We start from the raw sequence: 22,688 nt of genomic DNA, 5'->3' as shown, positions 1-22,688 counted from the left end.
CAATACCGACAGATCGTATGGCTATCGTGACCTTTCCGCCCATCGAAACGCGCGGCTGATACCGAGTTGTGCTCTTCGGGTACGAAGCGAGGGGACTTTCAGCCTGCTTCCCGAATACTTGCTTCCCGAATACCGGGCGCGGTCCACGATCCCGACAGCACTGCAGCCTTCGGCCAGTACAGGCGCAGAAAGACGTTGAAGTCACCGGACGGAGCCGGCAGCCAGTTCCGCTCCTTCTCGCCACCAGGCGACTCGTGCTGGAGATAGATGTCCAACGAGCCGTCGTCGGCGAACACCAGATCACTTCGATCGCCGATGGCATATCGATCGATCGGGTTGTCCACGAAGTACTGTCGCTCGTTCATCATCGTGAGCGACCAAAATCCCTCGACCGGCGGGAGCTCGTCCTTCTCGAAATGAAGTACGTACTTCTTCTCACCGGTCAGAGGCTTACCGTCGACGTCGGTGGTGGCGTGCGGGTACACGGCATCTGCGTCGAGGTTGGCCCCGAAACCGAGCCAGACGATCAGAGCCCGCTGAGCGTAATGAGTCCCGTAATGCCCCAAGCCGCGGTGCATCGTCCAGCCGTTCTTCGGATTGCCTTCCGCCTCCTTGGCGATCTCGCTCAGCACGTCCATTCCGGTTCGCGCAGCTCGGTCGAGGGCATCACGCACCTCTTGCGGACGCGATTTCCAGGGCAACGAGGAGCCGATTCCGATGTCGGACAGCTGTTTCATCATCTCGGTATCCTCCGGACGCGGAGGATTGTCGTCGAGAAGTGCGTCGAGCGTGGTGAAAAAGGCCTCGCCGTCCATTGCGGCCACCTGGTCCACCGGCGGTGTGCGCGTGTCGACAGCGGAGTTCACCGGAACTTCTCCGGGCGTGTAGTCCTGCGGGTCACCCGTCCATTCCGACAGTGGTGTGAGTCGCGTCCGGTCCTGCAGGCTGTGCACTTCGGCCAGGTCTGTTCCCCCTGACGTCGCGTAGCGGGCGACTATCCAATTCATCGCCGTCGGCGACCGCAGCAGCGTCAAACCCTTGGGCACGTTGCCTTTCCAATTCGGTCCGGCCACCAGGTACGGTCCCCCGGTGCGTCCTACCGTCCGAGATCCCGGCACCGTGAAGACGTCGCTCCACGCGTCGAGGATGGGGACCAACCAGTACCGGGTGCCGAAGTCCGGCAGCGAGAGCACCTGCGGTTCCGTCGAGACGTCCAGCCACCCCGACGAGTAAAGAGTGTCCGCGTTGGGCGAGACGACATCGGTGAAGCTCGCGTCGGGCGTCGTACGCGCATAAGCGAACTGGTTGAGCGGGGCTTTCATCGCCACCGGGGTCGGCGTCGCCGTCATGACGTCACGCGATACCGCCGCAATCAACAGGGGATACCCGAAGATCCACGCCTGCGTTGCCAGGTCTTCGAGCCGAGAACGGTTCTTCGACAGAGTCATGCCTGCGCATACCACCGCTCTCACCAGCGCAAACCTGGCTGGCACTCTCCCTGTCTTGTGTGCCAGTACCGAATAGGTGCATATTTCGATTACCCAACGAGGTGTGCCGGACCGACGCATGCGCGTCAGACCGAGATTTGCCCCAGCACCGAGGGAGGAACAGAAATGAACAGAAACGAAGCAATAGGCATTTCTCCGTTCCAAGCCGCTGGGTCTTTGCAGGGTTTCGTCATTTCCGGCCGCTGGCCGGACACCACCCAGGAGTGGGCGCAGCTTCTCGCCCTGGCTGTCCGAGTGGCCTCGATGCCGGGATTGTTGCCGACGACGACGGTCTTCGGAGTGCGTGAGGACGTTCCCGAGGATCCGCAACCCGGCACTGTCGGTCTGGTGGTTGCCGAAGGTCCGGTGCTCGGCGATTTTGCACTGACACCCGGCCGTTTCTCCGACCATCAGCCGCCGGCACTGATCATGCTGCACCCGCCGTCGGAAACTACCCCCAGCCTGCCGGAATGCGAGGGAAGCGCGTCGGGGTGCGTACTACTGCCAGGACTTCCCTACCTGGGCTTGGAGCATCGTGCGGCCTGGGTGGAGGCAGAGCCGGACGGCACGGTCGTCTCCATGATCAGCCGCGTCGGCATCGATTTGATCAGCGATCCCGACACCGCTGTTTTGGCCATGCTCCTCGCTTCGTGACGGCCGCGGTAAGCGATAAGTTCGGACTCCCAAACTTGCTGTGCGCTTTGCCAATTCGAGCCGACCGCGCTAACGTGGGTAGCAACGAAGGGGAGTAGCCCCCAATCGCCTGTGTCGACATACTGGTTCGACGCGCTCCGCCTGGTGTGGATCGCGAAGCACCCGGCCTGGCGAACCGAAGGTCCTGTGGCCTCGGTGGGCGAGACCTTCGGCCGGACAAGCGCACTATGCGCCTGCCCAGGCCGGAGGCTCGCATTTTTCCTCCGACCTACACCGACCGGAGGAGTAAACCTTGCTTGCCGCAATACTTTTGAGTTTCGGCGTCATTTTCGTCGCGGAACTCGGCGACAAGTCGCAACTGATGGCAATGACGTTTGCCTTGCGATATCGCTGGTGGGTCGTTCTCGGCGGAATCACCGTCGCCACCACCCTTGTTCACCTTGTCTCGGTCGCCGTCGGCCACTACCTGGGCGTCGCACTCCCCACCGCGGCAATTTCCATCGTCGGCGGGATCGCGTTCCTGATCTTCGGCCTCTGGACCCTGCGCGGTGACGATCTCACCGACGACGAGCAGAACAAAGCCGGTCGCGTCACGCGATCCGCCTTCATCGCCGTCGCGTCGGCCTTCTTCCTGGCAGAACTCGGCGACAAGACCATGCTCGCCACCATCACCCTTGCGACAGACAACGACTGGATCGGCGTCTGGATCGGGTCGACGGTAGGCATGGTGGCGGCCGACGCTCTCGCCATCATCGTCGGCTCGGTACTGGGCAAGCACCTCCCAGACGGATTCATCAAGATCGGCGCCGCGGTGCTGTTCTTCGTCTTCGGTGTCTGGCTGCTGCTCGAGGGCATCTTCCCCGACTCGTCGGCCGGCATCATCGGCGGTGGCGTTGTCCTGGCAGTGTCCGTACTGGGTGCGCTGGCACGGATGATCTGGAAGCGCTCCCGTGCGACCGACTCCGATACACACCTCGTCGACGACAATCGGACGCCGATCGACTGACGCTCAACGAATAACGTCGCCGGCGCCCCAAATCGCGACCGGGACATGACCTTCCGCCACTCCACTCGGTCCGAGTAGCTGCCCGAACCGCTTCATCGGGTACAGCGAGACACGTCGATCGAGGATCCGCACACTACCGATTCGGCGGAGTCGATCCTCGACGACAAGACTCTGCGCGAGGCTGCTCAGCCACACGCTGATCAACATGTTCGCTGTTCCGGTAGTCGCCACCAACAATCTGATCTCCGGCCAACTCGACACAAGATTGCCGAGTTCGTCGGTGGAACCGTCCACAGCGACATCGAAGATCACTTCGAACGGTGAACCGACAGCCTGTTGCGAGACATCGCAGCGGAAAGTCAACTGTCGCGATGCAGTCAGCTGGGCCAAGCGCCGTCGAATCGCAGTCTCGTTCGTTCCACAAATCGCGGCGAGACGCGCATAGCTGGCACGTCCGTCACGGCCGAGCGCCTCCAACAGGGCACCGTCGGACTCACGGAACACTGTCGGATCTGCCGGCGCCGCAGCGGTTGCCAGCTGAGCGCGACCTGCTTGCCCCAGAGCGCCCGGCTCCCAACTGAAGCCGTCCCGGTACACCTTCACCCCGACCCGGCTTCTGATCGACAAGATTCCAGGATCGGCAGCAAGGTGCTCACACACCAAGGCGTCCAAACTCTTCTGGTCGGCGGCCACAACTCCGACGAAGTACTCGTACTCACCTTCCGTCCTGGCCAACAGATAAGCGCAAGCCAGCTCACCTAACCGCTCCCCCACGTCGGCAACCGCATCCTGAGTCGTCCTGATCAGGAGATAGCCGAATATGTGGGTTCGACCGATTGCGACCGCGTTGACCCACGAATGACCGTTCGAGACGAGGCGACGCCACCGGCGGGCGATCGTCGTCGAATCCATGTCGAGTACCGACGACAACTGTGTCCACGACGCGCGGGGGTTGAGTTGGAGTGCATTGATGATCTCCAGATCAGATTCCGCGATCACAAATGCGTCGGATTCCGGCTTCATCTGCCAAGTATTGCTGGATTACTGCATTCTGGCCGGTGATCCCTGCCTGTTTGCCAAAGATATGTGAATCACTTCACAGGTTCACCACTTGGAGGCCCAGTGCTTCGCTCCACCAAAGTCACGGTCGCGCTGCTGTTCGTCGCCTACGCGATCGACTACATAGATCGGCTGGCGATCAACCTCGCCCTCCCTTTGCTCGGTGAGGAGTTCGATCTCGACTACTCCCAGCGTGGATTGATCATCTCCACGTTCTTCATTGCATACACACTGGCCCAACTGCCTGGTGGACTGCTCGCCGATCGATACGGCGCAGTCCGGATGGCTCTGATCGGGTTGGTGGCGTGGAGTGTCTTCACCGGCCTCACTGCCCTTGCGTGGTCGTTCGGGACGCTTCTGGTTGTTCGCTTTCTCTTCGGTCTCGCACAGGGCGTGTTTCCGGCAGCCGCAGTAAAGCTGGTTGCCGAACGCAGCATCCCGGAGCAACGTGCCACCGCAACCGGATGGATGAACAGTTCCAACGCCGTCGGTACGCTTCTTGCCATTGTCGTTGCGGCAGCTCTTCTCCCGTTGATCGGCTGGCGCGGGATGTTTCTGGCCGTCGCGGCGCTCGGCGTACTCTCGCTCGTCAGCATCAAGTTGTGGCTCCCGCCCGCACTTCCGGCGGAGATCGACCACGGTCCGGATTCCTCCTGGGACAACATGCGCACCGTATTTCGTTCCCGCGCGATGTGGCTCTTCGCCTTGATGTTCTTCGGCTACGACTTCGTGATCTGGGGGATGTCGTCCTGGGTTCCGTCCTACCTCCATGACGAACGTGGAATCGCCCTCTCGAGTGCGAGCCTCCTTCTCATCCCGGCAACCGTGGTGGCCGCCGTGACCACCGTCATCGGCGGCAGAATCTCGGATCGACTGGCAGGCAACAGCCGCATCGTCGTAGTGCCGTCCATGCTCGCGTGCATCGTGATGCTCGTTTCAGTTCCTTTCGCCTCCAACACGGCCTTGTTCGTCGTTCTCGTCACCCTCGGATCTGCCGCTGCCTCTTTCGCTTTCATGCCGTGTTTTGCACTCCCACTTCGTAGCCTGCCTTCTTCGGTGGTCGGAGCCGCCTCGTCGATGATCATTTTCGGCGGCATGGTCGCCGGGATTGTCGCGCCGCTGGTGTTCGGATTCATCGTGGACCATCTCTCCTGGTCAGCGGCGTTCGTATCGCTCGCGCTCGGGCCCGTCGTGGCGATCATCGCGGTAATGGCAGCGCCGCAGACCCGAGAAAAGATGCTGAACCTGGTGCAACTGAAAACCGCCAACTGATCATCACCAACCGAAAGAAGATCGACCATGAATCAACTGCTTTCGAATCTTGAATTCGGAGACCCGTCGCGGTTGCGAACCGTCGAGCCGCACTGGTTCGATCTGTACCGGGACCTGCACGCACACCCCGAGTTGTCCGGCAACGAAACTCGCACTGCCGCACTTGTTGCCGAAGAGCTTCGGCGGATCGGCGGCTGGGACGTCACGATCGGAGTCGGCGGCACGGGTGTCGTCGGTGTTCTCCAAGGGAGCAGCGGGCCGGTGATCCTGCTACGCGCCGACATGGACGCGTTGCCGGTCGCAGAAGACACCGGGTTGTCATACGCCTCCAAGACGGATGGCGTCATGCATGCGTGTGGCCACGACGTCCACGTCACCGCGCTACTTGCCACGTGCGCAGCACTTTCCGCGGATCCGACGTCGATCACCGGCACTGTTGTCGCGGTCTTCCAGCCTGCCGAGGAGACCGGGTCCGGCGCTCGTGCGATGGTCGACGACGGAATCTTCGACCGCTTCCCGCGACCGGACCTCTGCCTGGGACAACACGTGGGCCCGACTCCGGCTGGGATGCTGGTCAGCAAACCCGACATCTTGATGGCAGCATCCGACACGATTCGAGTGGTTTTTCACGGCCGTGGTGGACATGCGTCATCGCCGTACGCGTGCATCGACCCCTTGTTGATGGCAGCATCTTTCGCGCTGCGCATTCAAAGTCTGGTCGCTCATGAAGCGGCAACCCCGACAGCACCGGTGCTCACGGTGGGAGCATTGCACGCCGGCACAGCTGCGAACATCATTGCCGACGACGCCGAACTACTACTCAGTCTGCGAACTTTCAGTGCATCGTCGCGAGAACACATGCTCGAATCTGTAGGCCGGATCGCTCGCGCAGAAGCGGACGGAGCAGGCGCCGCCGAAGCGCCGGACGTTCATGCGTACAACGGCTTTCCGGCCACGGTCAATACTCCGGACGCAACGTCCACGGTGATGACCGACCTACGCCGGGCAGGATTGGGAATGCACACCCTGCCGCAACCACTTTCAGGCAGCGAGGACTTCGGAGTCTTCGGCACTGCTGCCCAATGCCCCTCCGTATTCTGGCATTTCGGCGGGACGGCGCTTCGGAGTTTCGACGAAAGAGCTCTCGCCGCACTCGCCGAGGGACGGATTCCTCCCGGCACACCCTCGAATCACTCACCGCGCTTCGCGCCGGATCCGGCCGCGGCACTACCCGAAGGTGTCACGGCTATGACTGCGGCCGCACTGGGCGCCCTTGCGCGAAGCGCGTGATTCCTACACATACTTCTCCAGGGAGATAACGCCATGTCAGACGACCTGCATTACCTCAGCGCCACCGAAGCTATTGCACACTTTCGCACGCGAGAATTGTCTCCGGTCGAGCTGCTACAAGCAGTCGTCGACCGAACCCAGAAGTTCGAACCTCACATCAATGCCTTCACCGAAGAGATGTTCGAGGAGGCACTCATCGGCGCTCGGGAAGCTGAGAGCCGATATCTCGGCCACGGACCCGATCCGCGGCCGCTGGAGGGAATTCCGGTAGCTGCCAAGGAAAAACACGCTATTGCCGGAAAGTCTCTGACCGAAGGTTCGCTGGCGGCACGCGGAAACATCGCCCGCGAGAACGCACCGGTGATCGATCGAGTTCTGGCAGCAGGCGGCTTGATTCACGCACGCACCACGACGCCGGAGTTCTGTGTTGCGGCGTTCACGCACTCTCCACTGTGGGGCGTGACTCGCAATCCCTGGAACCTCGATTACAGTCCCGGCGGTTCATCCGGAGGCGCGGGCGCCGCCCTCGCTGCCGGAACTACCACTCTGGCAACAGCATCCGATATCGGCGGGTCGACGCGGGGCCCGGCAGGCTTCACCGGCACCGTCGGGCTCAAAGCGTCGTACGGCCGCATTCCCGGGGTCGCCCCGCTGTCCATGGATTCCTACCGTGGCGACGGTCCGATGGCCCGAACTGTCGACGACGCAATTCTTTTGGCCAACGTTCTGATCGGGCCGGATCCGCGTGACCATTCTTCCCTCAGGCCGGCGATCACGCTGCCACACGAGTACCCGTCGGTCGAGGGAATGCGCATTGCCCTGTGCCTGCGGCTCGGTGACTTCCCCATCGAGCCTGACATCGAGGCGAACACCCGGGCTCTCGCACAGTCGTTGGTCGATGCCGGCGCGATCGTCGAGGAGATCGAGTTGCCGTGGACTCGTGATTCGATGGCAGCAGCGGTGAAAGTCCATTTCGGAACGATCATGGGTGCATCCGTCGCGGAAGTTGCTCGCGTCCACGGTGATCTTCTTGCCGACTACACGCTCGACAACGTCGCGATCACGTCGAAGGGCGCTGCGGAAATGTCATTTCTGGACGGCCTTCGCAAAGAAACCCAGATGCAACGAGAGCTCGCCGAGGCGATGGCTCCATTCGATGCGCTGATCTGCCCGACTTCGGGCACCATCGCCTTCCCGGCAGGCGAGTCTTTGCTCGACGGCCTCACGGTTGCGGGCCAGCACGTGAACACCACCGCCGAAGCACTTCTCACGTTGCCGTTCAACGTCGCCAATCGGTGCCCCGTACTAGCGGTGCCCAGTGGACACGCACACAACGGCGTTCCCACGGGCGTCCAGATCGTCGGCCATACGTACGACGAACCGACCGTGTTCCGGATCGGCAAAGCACTGGAGAAGATCCGCCCGTGGGCATACACCGACCAGCATCAACCGAGGCTGGACGTGGTGGCGCCGGCTTCCTCTTGATTGCTGAGGAGATCAGAGCTTGGCTCTGATCTCCTCAGCAATCGGCTGGAACTGCTCGAGGAACGTCAGGGCCCAACCGAACGACGCGACGCCCTCGTAGTCGAACGAGTACACCTGATCGTTCTTGACGGCGCGCAGACGCTGGAAGATGGTGTCGTTCGCCAACTTCTCGTTGATGGGGCCCTTGCCACTGTTGGTGATGATGACGTCGGCTTCGTCGAGTAGCTCCAACTGCTCCTTCGGGAACCACTCGTTGCTACCGGCAGGAATTGCGAGTGAGCGGTCGTTGAACTGGAACCCGGCCTCGCTGATGACCGTCGTCTGATACTTGGTCGGCGAGTACAGCGAGAAACCACTCTCCTCGAAGTACGTGGTGTAGACGACCTTCACCTTGCTCAACACGTCAGCATTGTCGCTGCGGAACTTCGCGATCCGCGCCTCGTACCGGTCTGCCAACTCTTGAACCTTCGCACTCTGGTTGAGTGCGTCCGCGACCCCGAGGGCGCGCTCCTTCCACGCGTACTGGCCGTCTTCGGCAAAAACTGCGGTCGGTGCAATCGACCGGATCTGCTCGTAAAGATCCGGGTTGTTCTCCGAAAGGAGGTTGGTCATCACGATCAAGTCGGGAGACAAAGCCGCTATCGCCTCGGCGTTGGGCTCGTACCAGCGTCCCACCTTCGGAAGAGACCGCAGGGCAGACGCATACGGTTCCGGGACACCGTCGGCGTTCTCGTAGTCCACCGGCAATCCGACGGGCGTGAATCCGGCGTCGAACATCGCGGGGCCCGTGTAGTAATCGGCGCTGACCACTCGCTGCGGGTTGGTGGGAACCTCCACCTGCCCCAGGGCCGTGTTGATGGTGCGCATCGAGCCCTCGGCCGATTCACTGGAACTGGTTCCACAGGCCGTGAGCAATCCGATCCCCGCCAAGGCACCGGCCCCGAGGAAACCGCGTCGGGTAAGTGCTGCGGTGATGCGAGCGAACTCGGCATCGGTATCAGCGGTAGGCAAGAGAAGTGATGTCATGGGTTTCCTGACGGTATCCGAATTAGGGCTACCTAAAATTACTCTCACCTGCACTGTTACGGTGAAGCGTCATGGCCAACCACTGTTTCGATCGAGCCATCGATACGCGCACCCCCTCGGTCGACGGCCGGAAGCCGGTACGTTCTTGGTTCGTGACGCCTTCGCGACAGGACTTCCCCGGCATCATGTTGTGGGGAGCGCCGACCCTGGAACCGTCGACGTGGAACGAGCCGGTGTCCACCCCGAACCGGATCGTCGCGGAGCCGTGGTCCGTCAGCACCATCCGGTTCAAGAGCACGGCAACGGGCGTCTGGGATTTCCATACCCACCGCGAACATGAACTGCTGTGGTCGGCAGGTGGGACCGTCACCCTCGAAGCGTCCGAACACCTCTGGATGGTTCCGCCGATGCTCGGCATCTGGATTCCTGCCGGCACTGCGCACCGTGTCCGCTCCGACGACGGCGCCGTCATCTTCGCGACGTACCTGACGCCGGATCGAATCGACACCGATTGGGACTCGATAGTCGGCATACCCATGACCGGTGCACTTCGGGAGGTGTTGTTACACAACGAGAACAACGCCATGCCCGACCTGAAGCGACTACGGCTACAGCAGGTGGCAATCGACCTCATCCATCCCGTTCAGGCCGCGAGTCTCGACATTCCGTTGCCGAGAACGCCTGACCTTCTTTCGATTGCCCAGCAGATCATCGCCGATCCGGCGGACGACCGCACCACTTCCGACTGGGCTCGCACCATCGGCGTGAGTGGCCGGACCTTGATGCGCCGCTTCCAGGCCGACACCGGCACGACGCTCACTCAATGGCGAATTCTGGTGCGCGTCCGCGTTGCATTGATCGAGATTGCCGCAGGCAAACCTGTCGTCGCCGTGGCCCGCGGCCTCGGGTATGCCAACCCTGGAACGTTCATCGACCTGTTCAGGCAGGTCATCGGCCACACCCCCGCCGCGTACTTCCGCTCGTTCTCACCTGTCATGAAACCGCATCAGAATGGCACCAAACCCGCACGGGTGACACGTTAGCGTTGTTAGGCAAGGCAAACCATGTTGCCCGAACACGTTGGAGAACACCACAGATGCACCACCGCCGCCGTTTTGCCAGGTCTATCGCGCTCGCGGTCGGCGCGATCCTGATCGGCACGCTCGCCTCGTGCAGCTCGTCCGACGACCAGCCCTCGCCTTCGGCCGAGACCATCGACTACAGCTTCGCGGGGTACTCCGCCCAGATACCTGCCGACCCGCAGCGAGTGGTTGTCATCGACTCCCGGACGTCCCTCGAGTTCGCACTTCTCGCCGATTACCCGATCGTCGCCCTCGATTACGACAAGTCGAGCCATCTCGCATCCAAGGTCCCGGCCGATGCGGGGCATCTGGGCGGCAATCTCAGTAAGGAGGACGTGCTGAGCTACAACCCGGACCTGATCCTCATCTCCGTCGGCTGGTACGAGAGCTACAAGTCACAGAACCTCACTTTCGAGGACATCGCACCGGTTCTGGTGATCCAGGACGGCAGCTCGCCCGACAAGGAGACCGAATCACTCGGCGGGCCTCTGGGATTCATGGGCGAGCAACTGGCACTACTGGGCAAGACCGCCGCCGCCTCGGCAGCACAGGCGCGGTACGAAGCCGCTCTCGCCACTGCCCGCGACGACGTCGGTTCCGTCGCGCAGACCAAGACGATCGCCTTCGTATCGCTGATCGAGGACAAGTTCTTCGTGTTCAACACCCCGAACAACCTGACCGTCGACGTAGCGTCGTCACTCGGTTACACGATCTTGTCCAACGACGCGATCACCGCCGCCCAGTCGGCCGCGATCGGCGGCTACAGCGCCGAATTCGGTTGGGAGAATGCGGATGTGCTCGCCGACGCCGATGTCGTCGTCGCCCAGAATCTCGACTCCTGGCCGGGCAACCCGGCGTGGGATCGTGTTCCAGCCGTGGTCGCCGGCAATGTTGCACCGCTCGACTACGACGACAAGGTGGGATTCGCACTCACCTACACAGACTTCCTGAACAAGTTGGCGGACACCACTCGCAACCTGCAGTGACGCTAACTGGTCATACCACTTGACCTCTCACCAGTTGGCGTTTACGGTCGGTACATGTTCCAACCCGTTGCACGTACCTCCGCTTCCGGCGCAGTGTTCGACCAGATTTCAGTGAAAGTACTGGCCGGAGAGTTGGCCGCGGGTGAGGCGCTACCCAGCGAGCGCAAGCTCGCCGAGGCATTCGGTGTCTCGCGGCCCGCAGTCCGCGAGGCAATTCAGAAGCTCGCCCAGGCCGGGCTCGTCGAGGTCCGCCAGGGCGAGTCCACGTCCGTGCGAGATTTTCGACGCCAGGCCGGACCCGAGCTTCTCCCCCAGTTGTTGGTTCGAGACGGCGTCCCCGACCTGACCGTGGTGCGCAGCGTCCTGGAAACTCGCGAGTTGATGGGACCGCAGATCGCGGTGCTGGCCGCCCGTCGCATCTCCGCGGAATCTGCCCGAGAACTCGACACGGCCGTGGATCAACTAGGCGCCACCGAAGATCCGGTAGAGCTGCAAGACCACGCTCTGGCGTTCTGGGACGTCGTCGTCGACAGCGCGGATTCCATTGCCTTCCGTTTGATCTTCAACAGCCTACGCGCTGCATACGAACCGGCCATGACCGCACTTGCCTCCGTCATGGTCGCCGAAGTCGGCCAGACCGACCTGTATCGAAAACTGGCCTCCGCCATCACTTCACACGACGAGCCAACTGCCGAGGCGTCAGCCGCACAGCTCCTTCACACCGGCACGACGGCAATCGGCGATGCTCTCACCTTCCTGGAAGGACTGAAACCATGAGCAAGCCTCTCACTCTGACCGATGCAGCACGAACGTTCCGCAAGTCACCGACGCCGTGGATGATCGGCACCATGTTGGTGGTCGCCGCGGCAGCGCGCTTCACGCTGGGCAACTGGCAGATCACCGACGCCCTTGTTCCGCTCGTGATGCTTGCCGCATTTCCCTTCGTGGAGTGGATTATTCACGTCTTCGTTCTCCATTGGAAGCCGCGGACCATTGCCGGCGTCACCCTCGATTCACGCCTGGCGCGCAGCCATCGGGAGCACCATTTCGCCCCGCGAACCATCTCACTCATCTTCATTCCGTGGCAGACGCTCCTGATCGTGATTCCCGTCCTGACTGCCGTCGCACTCCTGGCGTTTCCCCGTGTCGAACTCGGTCTGACCTTCCTGACCTGTATTTCCGTACTCGGCCTCGGCTACGAGTGGACTCATTTCCTCATCCACAGTGACTACAAGCCGAAAACTGCTCTCTACCGGTCGGTTTGGCGCAACCATCGCAACCACCACTTCAAGAACGAGCACTACTGGTTCACCGTCACCACCGCGGGAACGGCCGATCGCGTACTGGGCACGTACCCCGATCCAAAATCCGTCGAGACGTCCCCGACAGCCAAGAATCTGCACGGCACCGCGTCGAAGCTGTGAAGAAACGCCGATTCCTGGCCCCTAGCTGGCAATGAACTTGAACTTGACTGTGTATCAGTGATTTTCGTTGAAACCCACCCGAACCGTGCTTAGTGTCGATGGAGTCAGAAGTTCGAAAAACGCTGTAACCGAAGGACACAACACATGTTCAACGATGTATTCAACAACGTCATCCACCCGATGGTCACGAACTTCCAGCAGTTGGGTCCCCAGCAGTTCATTCCTCAGCAGTTCATCCCTCAGGGCCTGTTCCAGCAGGCACCGCAGGCAGCAGAGCAGGCTGTGACGATCTTCGGTAGCTGATACCGCAATCCACAGATAGCGCCACTCAGGGGTCGTCCGTCCAATATGCTGGACGGACGACCTGAGTGCCTCCGCCTGACAAGGATCCCCATGAGCCCCAACACCCCCGTCCACGCATTCACCGATGACGCCCTGGGCGATCTCGACGCCACCGGCGCCGCCGCCCGGATCGAATCAGGCGAGGTAACCGCACGGGAAGTCATGGAGGCGTCGATCGCGCGCGCCGAGGCAGTGCAGGGGCAATTGAACGGTCTGGCCTGCACAGATTTCGATCGCGCCCTCGCCAGGAGCAACCGGCCGGCCACGGGTATCTTCGCCGGCGTCCCCACCGCGATCAAGGACAACACCGACAGCGCCGGCCTTCCCACCCAGCAGGGCAGCACCGCCTTCACAGCAGTCCCCGCCAAGGCTGACAGCGATTTCGCGAAGCAGTTCCTCTCCACCGGGGCCATTTCGATCGGCAAGACCCGACTGCCCGAGTTCGGATTCAGTGCGTCCACCGAGTACATGACGGAAGAACCCGTGCACAACCCGTGGAACCCGGCCTACTCGTCGGGCGCTTCCTCGGGTGGCGCTGCCGCACTGGTTGCTGCCGGAGTCCTCCCGATCGCGCACGCCAACGACGGTGGTGGATCGATTCGCATTCCCGCCGCTGCCTGCGGACTGGTCGGACTCAAACCCACTCGCGGCCGTACCATCGCCGATCCGGCCGACAAGTCGATGCCGATCCGGCTGATCTCTCAGGGCGCCGTCACCCGCACGGTTCGCGACACCGCACGATGGATGTCAGCGGCCGAAAGTTACTACCGCAATCCACGACTCGCACCGGTTCGCCTGATCGAAGGACCCAGCTCAACCCGCCTGCGCGTCGGCGTGATCACCGATTCCGTGACGGTCACCAAGACCGACGACGAGACACGCAAGTCCGTCGAAGCTACGGCTGAACTCCTTGCAAGCCTTGGCCATCACGTCGAGGACGCGGCATTGCCAGTCGGACCGGAATTCATCGACGACTTCAGCATCTACTGGGGATTTTTGTCGTTTGCCATCTCCACCGGTGGCAAACAGATGCTCGGGCCCGACTTCGACAAGTCAGGCACCGACAATCTCACCAAGGGCCTCTACACGCTGTACCGGAAGAACCTGGTGAAGACGCCGCGCGTGCTCTACCGCCTGCGACGGCTCCAGCAGCAGTACAGCGCCATGTTCTTGAAGTACGACGTCGTGCTCTCGCCGGCTCTGGGGCACACCACCCCCGAGCTCGGATACCTCTCTCCCGCTCAGCCTTTCGAGGAGCTCTTCGACAAGTTGATCGCGTACACGTCGTTCACGCCGCTGAACAACATCTCCGGTGGTCCCGCGATTTCGCTACCGATGCACCAGACCAGCAACGGTTTGCCGTTGGCTTCGCATTTCTCCGCCGATCTCGGCGACGAGCGCACACTCCTCGAATTGGCCTTCGAATTGGAAGAGGCTCAGCCCTGGAGAAGAATCCAGGACTGAGCCTCACCCGTAGATACCCTCAGTCTCGCGGCAATCCGAGCATGCGCTCACCGATCACGTTGAGCTGCACCTCGGTTGTGCCGCCGTAAATGGTGGTGGCACGGCCCGAAATGAGCTGCTCCATCGCCTTGTCGCTTGGCTGACCTGGGATGCTGACCGCTCCGGCAGCACCCAGTTCGGCGACGACGAACTCGGCGATCGACTGGCTGATCTTCATCGCCAACAGCTTGCCGACGCTCGACGTCGTACTCACGTCGATTCCCGAAAGTTGCTTGAGCACAACGCGGGAGCCGATGAGGTCGATCGCCTGACTCTCGGCCACCAGCTCGCCGACGCGGTAGCGCCCGATCGGGCTCAGGTCTGCTGACTTCGCGAACTTCAGTAGATCGGAGTCCGAGGCGTACGCCTCCATCTTCTGGCTCAGGGCGACGCGCTCGCCGGCCAGCGTCGTACGTGCGACGTTCCAGCCGTCGTTGACCTCGCCGACCACGTTCTCGTCGGGGATGAACACGTCGTCGAGGAACACCTCGTTGAACAACGCCGAACCCGTCATCTCACGCAGCGGGCGGACGGTGATGCCCGGTGTCGACATATCGAGCACGAAGTAGGTGATGCCCTGATGCTTCGGCTTGGTGGCGTCCGTACGGGCGATCAGCATTGCCCAGTCGGAGAACTGAGCAACCGTGGTCCAGATCTTCTGACCGGTGATCTTCCAACCGCCGTCGACCTTTTCGGCCTTCGTGGACAGTGACGCGAGGTCGGAACCAGCACCGGGCTCACTGAAGAGCTGGCACCACACCAGCTCACCCTGCAGGGTCGGTATTGCCAATTCCTGCTTCTGCTTGTCCGAACCATGCGCTACGACGGCCTGCACGGCCCAGGTGCCCATCAGGAGCTGTGGCATCGAGATACCCGCAGCCTTGATCTCCTGGGAGATGACGATCTGCTCGAGCGGAGCGGCGCTGCGCCCGTACGGCTTCGGCAGGTGAGGCTGAACCCAGCCGCCGTCGCCGAGCGCGATCAGCTGGTCGTCCTCGTCGAGCTCGACCAACTTGGCAAGCTCGGCCGCAATGTCGCCGCGGATCTCCTCTGCCTCGGGCGGCAGTTCGAGAACCGAAGCCCGGCTGACACCGTCAAGTGCCTGCTGCGCAACACGGTTGGCACGATCCTCGCGGGTGCCGAGAATGCCGCGGATCGAGAGCGCGCGGCGGTAGTACAGGTGGGCGTCGTGCTCCCACGTGAATCCGATGCCGCCGTGGACCTGCACACAATCCTGCGCTACCTGCACTGCGGCGTCCGGCACGATGACTGCGGCGATATCGGCGGCAAAATCTGCCGTGTCGTCGCCCTTGTCCAATGCGCTTGCCGCATCCCACACAACGGCGCGTGCCTGCTCGAGCGCAATGCCCATCTGCGCACACTTGTGCTTGACGCCCTGGAACTGACCGATCGGTCGCCCGAACTGCACGCGTGTCTTGGCGTACTCCGACGCAGTGGAAACACACCAGGACATGACGCCGACGTCTTCGGCACCGAGAACGACTGCGGCAATGGACCGTACCCGCGCCTCGGTGAGACCGTCGAGTATCCGTTCGGCGCTGATCTGAACATTGTCAGCTTCGATCCGCGCACTGCCGCGCAGCACGTCGATGCTGTCCTGCACGGTGATCGCGACTGCGCTGCTCTCGAGCACCGCGTAGCGGACACCCTCGGGCAACTGGATCGGGACCAGCAGCACGTCGGCGTGTTCACCACCGAGCACACCGTCGAGTGCGCCCGTGATCTTGTATCCGCCGTCCGACGACTCGGCCGTCAACGGTGCACCCAAGGCGACTGCTGCCGTACGACTTCCGTCGATCAGGCCCGGCAGAAACTCGGGTCCCGCCTTGGAATCGGCGGCACCGAGAACGGCGCTTGCCAATACCGTCGGAACAAACGGGCCGGGAGAGACAGTGCGGCCCAATGCTTCCAGTGCCACCGCCAAGGTCAGCAGACCGGCGCCGTGACCACCCTGTTCTTCCGGAACCGCGAGCCCGAGAAGGTCTTGCCCGACCAGGGCCGTCCAAAACTCGGGGAACTTGTCCTCGGTCCTCGACTCCACCGCCGCGCGCACCTGCTCGGTAGTGATGGTGCGCTCGGCGAATGACCGCACCGAATCTGCGAGTGCGGTGTGCTCCTCACTCAGCCCGAGGCCGAGTTCGTATGCGTTGCGTGCCATGCGCTTACAGACGTTCTGCGAGGTCGGCGGTGGTCCAGGGACCCTCGCTCTCGATGGTGTTCACACCGTGCCAGCCGGCGAGTTCCGTGATGGCCCCACCCTGAACGGCATACACCTTGCCGGTCAGCTTGCAATCCGCTGCCGCTAGATAGGCCACCAGCGGGGAGATGTTGGACGGCGCAAACGCGTCGAACTCACCCTCGGGGACCTCGGCGGCGAACAACGCGCCCATACCGGGTGTCGCCAGCGTCAGCCGAGTACGCGCGATCGGCGCAATAGCGTTGACACGCACGCCGTATCGATCGAGCTCGTCAGCGGCCACCAGAGTCAGGGCTGCGATGCCCGCCTTGGCGGCGCCGTAGTTGCCCTGGCCCGCGTTGGGCATGAAGGTACCCGAAGCCGAAGCGGTGTTGATGACCGAAGCGTTGACGGTCTCGCCTGCCTTGCTCTGGTCCTTCCAGTACGCGGCAGCGTGGTGCAGCGTCGCCGCGTGACCCTTGAGGTGCACGGCAATGACTGCATCCCACTGGCTCTCGTCCATGCCGGCAATGAAGGCGTCACGGAGAATGCCCGCGTTGTTGACCAGTACGTCGAGTCGGCCGAACTCGCTGACGGCCTGCTTGACGAGGCCCTCGGCCCCGTCCCAGGTGGCGATGTTGTCGGTGTTGGCAACAGCCTTTCCGCCTGCGGCGACGATCTCGTCGACTACCTGCTGCGCCGGGCCGGCATCTGCGCCCGATCCGTCGTTTGCGCCGCCGAGATCGTTGACCACGACGCTCGCACCCTCACGAGCGAAGAGCAGCGCATGCTCACGGCCGATGCCGCGTCCTGCTCCGGTGATGATCGCTACGCGACCGTCGAGACTTCCCATCAGTTCAGATTCCCATCAGTTCAGTTGTCGGACATGAAGACTCATTTGTCGGCGATGACCGCGAGGCCGTCCTTGATGACGAGGTCGCCGACCGCGCTGGTTTCGTACGAGTACGACGTGGCTCCGTCTGCCGAACCCGACTTGTAGAACACCGTCTCGATGTCCTGTGTCGGGAGTACGGGTTTCGCGAATCGCACTGCGAGACGGCGCAACCGCTCGGTCTCGCCGCCTGCCAGTTCGGTCAGGGCTCCCCACGACGTGAACGCCATCGTGCACAGTCCGTGGTTGATGATTCCGGGGAGACCGGACATCCGAGCGATCTCCTCGTCGAGGTGAATCGGCATCGGATCGCCGGAAGCCGGTGAGTACCGGAATGTCTGGTCCTCGTCGATGTGCTGGTTCACCACCGCTGCGGGACTACCAGCGCGAAGAGCGTCGTCGAATCGGTGTTCGGGAGCCTTCTCGCCAAGTCCGGGGCCCGCGTCGACCTTGCGGAAGAAGGCCGTCATCCACTGCTCGTTGACCAATTCACCCTTGTCGGTTTTGGTTTCGACGTAGATGATGACGGTGGATCCGTTGTCTCGGCCCTCGAATCCGATGGGCTTGGCACGAGCGACAAGGTGGTCACCGGGGTAGATCGGACGGTGGAACAGGAAGTCCTGCTCACCGTGAACGAGCTTCATCAGCAGTTCGACCGGCGCCACCGACAGCGCAGCGGGTGCCATCGACATGAAGACGGGTACCACCGCGAAGACCGGTGGAGCGATCTCGCCCTTCAGGTGTCGCTCGATGGGATCGTTGGTGGCAGCGGCATATTCGGCGATGCGCTCGGCTGTCACCTCGAAGTGCTCCGGATCGGTCCATACGTCCAGCCCGGACGTATCGAATTCGACCGCGTTGGTCTTCGGTGTCGTCATCGAGCCGTTACCCGACCAGCTCGGCGAACTTGGCCAGCGAGGCCTCGAGATCAGCCTTGGCGTTCTTGGCTACTGCCTTGCCGATCGGCCCGACGATCATGGTGCCCTTGAAGCTGGCGTCGACGGTTGCCTTCGAACCGGCACCGTCGGCCTCGACCGAGAGAACGAATTCGACGGTGACGCCGGCCATTCCGGTACCGGCAATCTTGACCATCTTCGGAACCTCGACCTCTTCGACGGTCCACTCGATCTTGTTTGCCATACCCATCACGGAGACGACCTCGGTGAACTTGGCGCCCAACGCAACCTGGGTGGGGAGTTCACTCTTCCAGCCCTGGTGAATGGTGAGCCACTCTTCCCAGCGAGACAGGTCGGAGAGCGCATCCCAGGTCTTCTCGGGGGATGCGGGCAGTACAGCGGAGACGGAAACGGAAGCCATGATGAAACTCCTAGTGGGTAGCTGGCGGGTTGTGGGTGTGATTCAGCGTGCGTAGGGCTTGTATGCGGTCACGACAACTGCGCCGCCGAGTCCGATGTTGTGCTGGAGCGCGACCTTCGCGCCGTCGACCTGACGCTTGTCGGCGGTTCCGCGGAGCTGCCAGGTGAGTTCGGCGCACTGGGCAAGGCCGGTTGCGCCGAGGGGGTGACCCTTGGAGATGAGGCCGCCGGACGGGTTGACCACCCAGCGTCCGCCGTAGGTGGTGTCGTCGGCGTCGACGAGCTTGCCGCCGTCACCTTCGGCGCACAGTCCGAGTGCCTCGTACGTCAGCAACTCGTTGGTGGAGAAGCAGTCGTGGAGTTCGATGACGTCGACGTCATCGGCGGTGATCCCGGCCTGCGCGTATACCTTCTCAGCGGCCTTACGAGTCATGTCGGCGCCGACGAGGCTGATGGCGCTCTTGTCCTCGAAGGTGCTGTTCATGTCGGTGACCATGGCCTGTCCGACGATCTCGATCGCCTGAGCAGCGAGCCCGTGCTTCTCGACGAATGCTTCGCTGGCGATGATCGCCGCGCCGGATCCGTCCGAGGTAGGCGAGCACTGGAGCTTGGTGAGCGGCCCGTGGATCTGGCGTGCTTCGAGGATCTGCTCGAGGGTGTACTCGTCCTGGAACTGCGCGTACGGGTTGTTCAGTGAGTGCTTGTGGTTCTTGACGGCGATCTTCGCGAACTGCTCTGCAGTGGTTCCGAAGCGTTCCATGTGCTCGACGCCGGCCGCGCCGAACATGTACGGAGCGGGCGGCATCGCGAACTCCTGCAGCTCGGCGAGAGCGAGGAGGTGCCGCATGAGTGGCTGTTCACGGTCGTCGTAGGTGGATCCGAGGGACCCGGACTGCATCTTCTCGAAGCCCAGCGCCAGTGCGCAGTCGGCCTGACCACTCTTGACTGCCTGCGTGGCGAGGTAGAGCGCGGTCGATCCCGTCGAACAGTTGTTGTTGACGTTGACGATGGGGATGCCCGTCAGACCCAGCTCGTAGACAGCCCGCTGACCTGCGGTGGACTCGCCGTAGACGTAGCCGACGTATGCCTGCTCGACCTCGGTGTAGTCGATACCCGCGTCTTCGAGCGCCTTGGTACCCGACTCGCGTGCCATGTCGGGGTAGTCCCACTCGCGGGCTCCCGGCTTCTCGAACTTCGTCATGCCGACGCCGACGACAAAAACCCTGTTACTCATTGCCACTCCTGAAGAGAACGGTATCTGTGTGTGACACGCTGTCCCACCAAAGTATGTGAGACATCTTGTCCAGTCAATGGCGGGGTGAGTATCGTTCGATTTATGACAAAAACAGCCGAGTCGGCGCAGCCCGACGGGCGCAGCACTCGCTGGAACGATCACAAGGAGCAGCGCAAAGCGCGGATCCTCGACGCAGCACTCGATGCAGTCAACGAAGGTGGCGCCGACGTCGGCGTCCAGCAGATCGCCGAGCGCGCCGACGTCCCACGTTCCGTTGTCTACCGGATCTTCAAGGATCGAGCCGACCTCGACGAGCAGCTGCGAGTTCGCATCCTCGAGATGATGATGACCGACCTGACACCCACCCTCACGCCACAGGGCACGGTCGGCGAGGCCATCTCACGGGCAGTCGAGACCTACCTCCAGTGGATTGTGAAATACCCACGACTGCACCACTTTTTAGGCAAGGGCTCGCCGAGCACGCGGGCCACCGGTTCGAAAGTGGTGACCGGAACCAAGACGGCCATCGCCGTGCAATTGGGGAACCTGTTGGGTGCAATCCTCGCCAGCCGCGGCAAATCGTCGAAGATGGCGGAGCCCTTGGCTTTCGGCGTCATCGGATTGGTCGACGTCAGCGTCAACCGTTGGCTCAGCCAGCCGGGTTCCGATGTGACCAGTGCGGAATTGGCCGAGTTCCTCGGGCGCTCCATCTGGCAGGTTCTGGACGGTAATCTTCGGAGCATCGGCGTCGACATAACTCTGTCGACTCCGATCGCCGACCTGTGACAGTTACCGAACTACCCTGGGCACTCGACGGACGTGGACTTCAACTGATCCGGGTTCCACCACTCGCCCTCCACGCACTGGGTGAAGACAACGCTACTCTCGCAATGGAACTCGAACCCAACCTCCTGACCCCGTATCTCCTCGGCGAAGAATGCCAGGGCTTGTGGCGCTACCGGAGCACGCAGATAACCGGGAACCCACTCGACAGCGCGTGGATCACCCGCATCGCCGTCGATGCCCGCACCTCGACGCCGGTGGGGTTGGCCGGATTCCATGGTCGCCCCGATGCGCGCGGGATGGTGGAGATCGGATATCGCATCGATCCGGCATTCCGGCGACTGGGCTACGCACGAACTGCCCTCGAGATACTTCTCGACGTCGCGAGTCGCCAATCCGAAGTGCACATCGTTCGAGCGACCATCAGCCCGGACAACATCGCATCGCGAAATCTGATCAGCCAGTACGGTTTCAACGAAGTCGGTGAGCAGTGGGACGAAGAAGACGGTCTGGAGACCATCTTCGAAATCAGCGCTTCTCGATCGGCTTCGGCCGCCAGCGGTTGATCACACCGAAGACCGACAAGGCAAGAATGTCGGGAGTCAACCGCACAGCGACGTCACGCACTGCCGCCAACGGGCGACTCGCCGGCATCACCACGGTCGACATGTGTCGCGAAATCCATTGAACAGCTTGAACTCTGCGCCGCCGAGCTTTCGTGTAGCCTGCAAGGTCGTGCCCATAAGCGGCGAGAGTAACGGCGTCCTCGATGGCCAAAGCCGCACCTAGCCCGAGGTGTGGGCGCATGGCATGAGCGGCGTCGCCGATCAACGCAACTTTGCCGCGTGTCAACAACTTCGGGGTCCGAATCTCGAGCAACTCGTTCACGATGATGCGAGCTGGGTCAGCGTTCGCGACCAGTTGCGACACCGGTGCGGGCCAGTCAGCAAAATGCTCGAGGCTCTCGACACCGCGTCGCGCACCCGCGAAGGCAGAGGTGCGGTTGCCCGCCAACGGAAGAATCCCGAACTCCCCTCGAATCCCCCACACCTGTCCGACAAAATCCGGCGGTGGACCATCGATGATCCAGCGCCAAGCGGACACGCCGGTCCGTTCCACGGTTCCCTCGCCGGGCCAGATCTGCTGTCGCACAACACTGTGCACACCGTCCGCGGCAACGACAAGGTCGTATCGAGCGACGTCAGATCGATCGGTATCACCGTCGGTGATTATCTCGCCGCGGCCATGATCTCCGCAGCCCACGCCCGTCACCCTGGTTCCGGTGCGTAGGCACTCGGCGGGGATTGCGCGAACCAATACCTCGATCAGATCGGCACGGTGGATTGTCACCAGATCGCGCCCGCCGGCGAGATCACCAATTCTGCGCGTCACCAGATTTTGGCCGCGCAGATTCCTGATCGCGCCCGAACTGTACGGAAGCGACTTCGCCCTGATCTGGGGGCCTACACCGATTTCGTCCAACGCTGCCAGAGCGTTGGGAAACAACACGACGGCGGCGCCTACCTCCGTGAACTCGGATGCACGCTCGTACACGGTGACATCCCAGCCTGCTTTGCGGAGCGCGATGGCAGCCGTCAGCCCGCCAATTCCCCCGCCGACGATTCCCGCGCATTGTCCTTCCGGCACAGG

Annotated in this window: 22 protein-coding genes; 13 read left to right on the top strand and 9 right to left on the bottom strand. The window is 62.3% G+C overall.

Translation table 11 applies throughout. The features are described from left to right. Positions 1-98 precede the first annotated feature (98 nt). Positions 99-1,448, bottom strand: coding sequence for a DUF1254 domain-containing protein (locus QMA15_RS03675; RefSeq protein WP_046377720.1), 1,350 nt, complete (start codon positions 1,446-1,448; stop codon positions 99-101). A gap of 165 nt (positions 1,449-1,613) precedes the next feature. Between QMA15_RS03675 and QMA15_RS03670 the strand changes: the two genes are divergently transcribed. Then, positions 1,614-2,141 (top strand): hypothetical protein, encoded by a 528-nt coding sequence (locus QMA15_RS03670; RefSeq protein ID WP_019746359.1) that lies wholly within the window; start codon positions 1,614-1,616, stop codon positions 2,139-2,141. A gap of 292 nt (positions 2,142-2,433) precedes the next feature. Beyond that, positions 2,434-3,147: a TMEM165/GDT1 family protein gene (locus QMA15_RS03665; protein ID WP_019746358.1), complete on the top strand. Its 714-nt coding sequence runs from the start codon at positions 2,434-2,436 to the stop codon at positions 3,145-3,147. 3 nt (positions 3,148-3,150) lie between these two features. Here QMA15_RS03665 and QMA15_RS03660 read toward each other — a convergent pair whose 3' ends face one another. Further along, complete coding sequence (locus QMA15_RS03660) at positions 3,151-4,170, bottom strand: Lrp/AsnC family transcriptional regulator (RefSeq protein WP_290283694.1); 1,020 nt, start codon at positions 4,168-4,170, stop codon at positions 3,151-3,153. Positions 4,171-4,269: 99 nt separating this feature from the next. Here QMA15_RS03660 and QMA15_RS03655 point away from each other — a divergent pair, with 99 nt between their 5' ends. From QMA15_RS03655 to QMA15_RS03645, 3 genes are read left to right on the top strand one after another with little or no spacing between them, the layout of a single operon-like run. Further along, complete coding sequence (locus tag QMA15_RS03655) at positions 4,270-5,478, top strand: MFS transporter (RefSeq protein WP_134998609.1); 1,209 nt, start codon at positions 4,270-4,272, stop codon at positions 5,476-5,478. Positions 5,479-5,505: 27 nt separating this feature from the next. Continuing rightward, entirely contained in the window at positions 5,506-6,768 is a 1,263-nt protein-coding gene (locus QMA15_RS03650) for an amidohydrolase (protein ID WP_020905726.1), read from the top strand. Between the two features lie 33 nt (positions 6,769-6,801). Continuing rightward, on the top strand, positions 6,802-8,253 hold the full coding sequence (locus QMA15_RS03645; protein ID WP_134998610.1) for an amidase: 1,452 nt from the start codon (positions 6,802-6,804) through the stop codon (positions 8,251-8,253). Positions 8,254-8,265: 12 nt separating this feature from the next. On the opposite strand, the gene QMA15_RS03640 is transcribed toward QMA15_RS03645, so the two are convergent. Then, positions 8,266-9,279, bottom strand: a complete 1,014-nt coding sequence (locus QMA15_RS03640) for an ABC transporter substrate-binding protein (protein ID WP_019746353.1) — start codon at positions 9,277-9,279, stop codon at positions 8,266-8,268. A 152-nt stretch (positions 9,280-9,431) separates the two neighbouring features. Between QMA15_RS03640 and QMA15_RS03635 the strand changes: the two genes are divergently transcribed. From QMA15_RS03635 to QMA15_RS03610, 6 genes are all read left to right on the top strand, one after another. Continuing rightward, complete coding sequence (locus QMA15_RS03635; protein ID WP_198538398.1) at positions 9,432-10,322, top strand: AraC family transcriptional regulator; 891 nt, start codon at positions 9,432-9,434, stop codon at positions 10,320-10,322. Between the two features lie 53 nt (positions 10,323-10,375). Further along, on the top strand, positions 10,376-11,347 hold the full coding sequence (locus tag QMA15_RS03630; RefSeq protein ID WP_290283693.1) for an ABC transporter substrate-binding protein: 972 nt from the start codon (positions 10,376-10,378) through the stop codon (positions 11,345-11,347). Between the two features lie 54 nt (positions 11,348-11,401). Beyond that, complete coding sequence (locus QMA15_RS03625) at positions 11,402-12,124, top strand: GntR family transcriptional regulator (RefSeq protein WP_290283691.1); 723 nt, start codon at positions 11,402-11,404, stop codon at positions 12,122-12,124. Then, a complete protein-coding gene (locus QMA15_RS03620; protein ID WP_134998611.1) occupies positions 12,121-12,771 on the top strand; it encodes a sterol desaturase family protein in 651 nt (216 codons plus the stop codon). Before QMA15_RS03625 ends, QMA15_RS03620 begins: the two co-directional genes overlap by 4 nt. Before the next feature lie 144 nt (positions 12,772-12,915). Next, the gene (locus QMA15_RS03615; RefSeq protein WP_020905720.1) at positions 12,916-13,074 is read left to right on the top strand and encodes a hypothetical protein; all 159 of its coding nucleotides are present in this window, start codon (positions 12,916-12,918) and stop codon (positions 13,072-13,074) included. Between the two features lie 90 nt (positions 13,075-13,164). Next, the gene (locus tag QMA15_RS03610) at positions 13,165-14,577 is read left to right on the top strand and encodes an amidase (protein WP_134998612.1); all 1,413 of its coding nucleotides are present in this window, start codon (positions 13,165-13,167) and stop codon (positions 14,575-14,577) included. A 19-nt stretch (positions 14,578-14,596) separates the two neighbouring features. Here QMA15_RS03610 and QMA15_RS03605 read toward each other — a convergent pair whose 3' ends face one another. The 5 genes from QMA15_RS03605 to QMA15_RS03585 are packed head-to-tail and all read right to left on the bottom strand — an operon-like array spanning position 14,597 to position 20,255. Further along, entirely contained in the window at positions 14,597-16,795 is a 2,199-nt protein-coding gene (locus QMA15_RS03605; RefSeq protein WP_080909307.1) for an acyl-CoA dehydrogenase, read from the bottom strand. A gap of 4 nt (positions 16,796-16,799) precedes the next feature. Then, a complete protein-coding gene (locus tag QMA15_RS03600) occupies positions 16,800-17,666 on the bottom strand; it encodes an SDR family oxidoreductase (protein ID WP_007735961.1) in 867 nt (288 codons plus the stop codon). A gap of 41 nt (positions 17,667-17,707) precedes the next feature. Beyond that, positions 17,708-18,583: a MaoC/PaaZ C-terminal domain-containing protein gene (locus QMA15_RS03595; RefSeq protein WP_290283689.1), complete on the bottom strand. Its 876-nt coding sequence runs from the start codon at positions 18,581-18,583 to the stop codon at positions 17,708-17,710. A gap of 7 nt (positions 18,584-18,590) precedes the next feature. Beyond that, entirely contained in the window at positions 18,591-19,022 is a 432-nt protein-coding gene (locus QMA15_RS03590; RefSeq protein WP_019746343.1) for an SRPBCC family protein, read from the bottom strand. A 42-nt stretch (positions 19,023-19,064) separates the two neighbouring features. Then, entirely contained in the window at positions 19,065-20,255 is a 1,191-nt protein-coding gene (locus QMA15_RS03585; protein WP_007735955.1) for a lipid-transfer protein, read from the bottom strand. Positions 20,256-20,357: 102 nt separating this feature from the next. On the opposite strand from QMA15_RS03585, the gene QMA15_RS03580 reads away from it, so the two are divergent. Continuing rightward, entirely contained in the window at positions 20,358-21,041 is a 684-nt protein-coding gene (locus QMA15_RS03580; RefSeq protein WP_020905717.1) for a TetR/AcrR family transcriptional regulator, read from the top strand. Continuing rightward, entirely contained in the window at positions 21,038-21,604 is a 567-nt protein-coding gene (locus QMA15_RS03575; RefSeq protein ID WP_279164397.1) for a GNAT family N-acetyltransferase, read from the top strand. The genes QMA15_RS03580 and QMA15_RS03575 overlap by 4 nt, the downstream gene beginning before the upstream one ends. Here QMA15_RS03575 and QMA15_RS03570 read toward each other — a convergent pair. Next, positions 21,567-22,685, bottom strand: a complete 1,119-nt coding sequence (locus QMA15_RS03570; protein ID WP_279164396.1) for an FAD-dependent monooxygenase — start codon at positions 22,683-22,685, stop codon at positions 21,567-21,569. The genes QMA15_RS03575 and QMA15_RS03570 overlap by 38 nt on opposite strands. Between the last annotated feature and the right edge of the window lie 3 nt (positions 22,686-22,688).

The organism is Rhodococcus sp. APC 3903 (genome assembly GCF_030407755.1).
In the GTDB taxonomy this organism is placed as follows: Bacteria; Actinomycetota; Actinomycetes; order Mycobacteriales; family Mycobacteriaceae; genus Rhodococcus_F; species Rhodococcus_F erythropolis.
Note: the sequence above shows the minus strand (reverse complement) of the source record. Positions and strands in the feature narration are given on the sequence as shown.

What these genes read in the sequence shown, in the direction of transcription:
- QMA15_RS03630 (WP_290283693.1), top strand. Translation starts at nt 10,376, where the DNA reads ATGCACCACCGCCGCCGTTTTGCCAGGTCTATCGCGCTCGCGGTCGGC.
- QMA15_RS03640 (WP_019746353.1), bottom strand. Translation starts at nt 9,279, where the DNA reads ATGACATCACTTCTCTTGCCTACCGCTGATACCGATGCCGAGTTCGCT.
- QMA15_RS03660 (WP_290283694.1), bottom strand. Translation starts at nt 4,170, where the DNA reads ATGAAGCCGGAATCCGACGCATTTGTGATCGCGGAATCTGATCTGGAG.
- QMA15_RS03595 (WP_290283689.1), bottom strand. Translation starts at nt 18,583, where the DNA reads ATGACGACACCGAAGACCAACGCGGTCGAATTCGATACGTCCGGGCTG.
- QMA15_RS03645 (WP_134998610.1), top strand. Translation starts at nt 6,802, where the DNA reads ATGTCAGACGACCTGCATTACCTCAGCGCCACCGAAGCTATTGCACAC.
- QMA15_RS03620 (WP_134998611.1), top strand. Translation starts at nt 12,121, where the DNA reads ATGAGCAAGCCTCTCACTCTGACCGATGCAGCACGAACGTTCCGCAAG.
- QMA15_RS03625 (WP_290283691.1), top strand. Translation starts at nt 11,402, where the DNA reads ATGTTCCAACCCGTTGCACGTACCTCCGCTTCCGGCGCAGTGTTCGAC.
- QMA15_RS03615 (WP_020905720.1), top strand. Translation starts at nt 12,916, where the DNA reads ATGTTCAACGATGTATTCAACAACGTCATCCACCCGATGGTCACGAAC.
- QMA15_RS03670 (WP_019746359.1), top strand. Translation starts at nt 1,614, where the DNA reads ATGAACAGAAACGAAGCAATAGGCATTTCTCCGTTCCAAGCCGCTGGG.
- QMA15_RS03580 (WP_020905717.1), top strand. Translation starts at nt 20,358, where the DNA reads ATGACAAAAACAGCCGAGTCGGCGCAGCCCGACGGGCGCAGCACTCGC.
- QMA15_RS03650 (WP_020905726.1), top strand. Translation starts at nt 5,506, where the DNA reads ATGAATCAACTGCTTTCGAATCTTGAATTCGGAGACCCGTCGCGGTTG.
- QMA15_RS03590 (WP_019746343.1), bottom strand. Translation starts at nt 19,022, where the DNA reads ATGGCTTCCGTTTCCGTCTCCGCTGTACTGCCCGCATCCCCCGAGAAG.
- QMA15_RS03585 (WP_007735955.1), bottom strand. Translation starts at nt 20,255, where the DNA reads ATGAGTAACAGGGTTTTTGTCGTCGGCGTCGGCATGACGAAGTTCGAG.
- QMA15_RS03605 (WP_080909307.1), bottom strand. Translation starts at nt 16,795, where the DNA reads ATGGCACGCAACGCATACGAACTCGGCCTCGGGCTGAGTGAGGAGCAC.
- QMA15_RS03675 (WP_046377720.1), bottom strand. Translation starts at nt 1,448, where the DNA reads ATGACTCTGTCGAAGAACCGTTCTCGGCTCGAAGACCTGGCAACGCAG.
- QMA15_RS03610 (WP_134998612.1), top strand. Translation starts at nt 13,165, where the DNA reads ATGAGCCCCAACACCCCCGTCCACGCATTCACCGATGACGCCCTGGGC.
- QMA15_RS03600 (WP_007735961.1), bottom strand. Translation starts at nt 17,666, where the DNA reads ATGGGAAGTCTCGACGGTCGCGTAGCGATCATCACCGGAGCAGGACGC.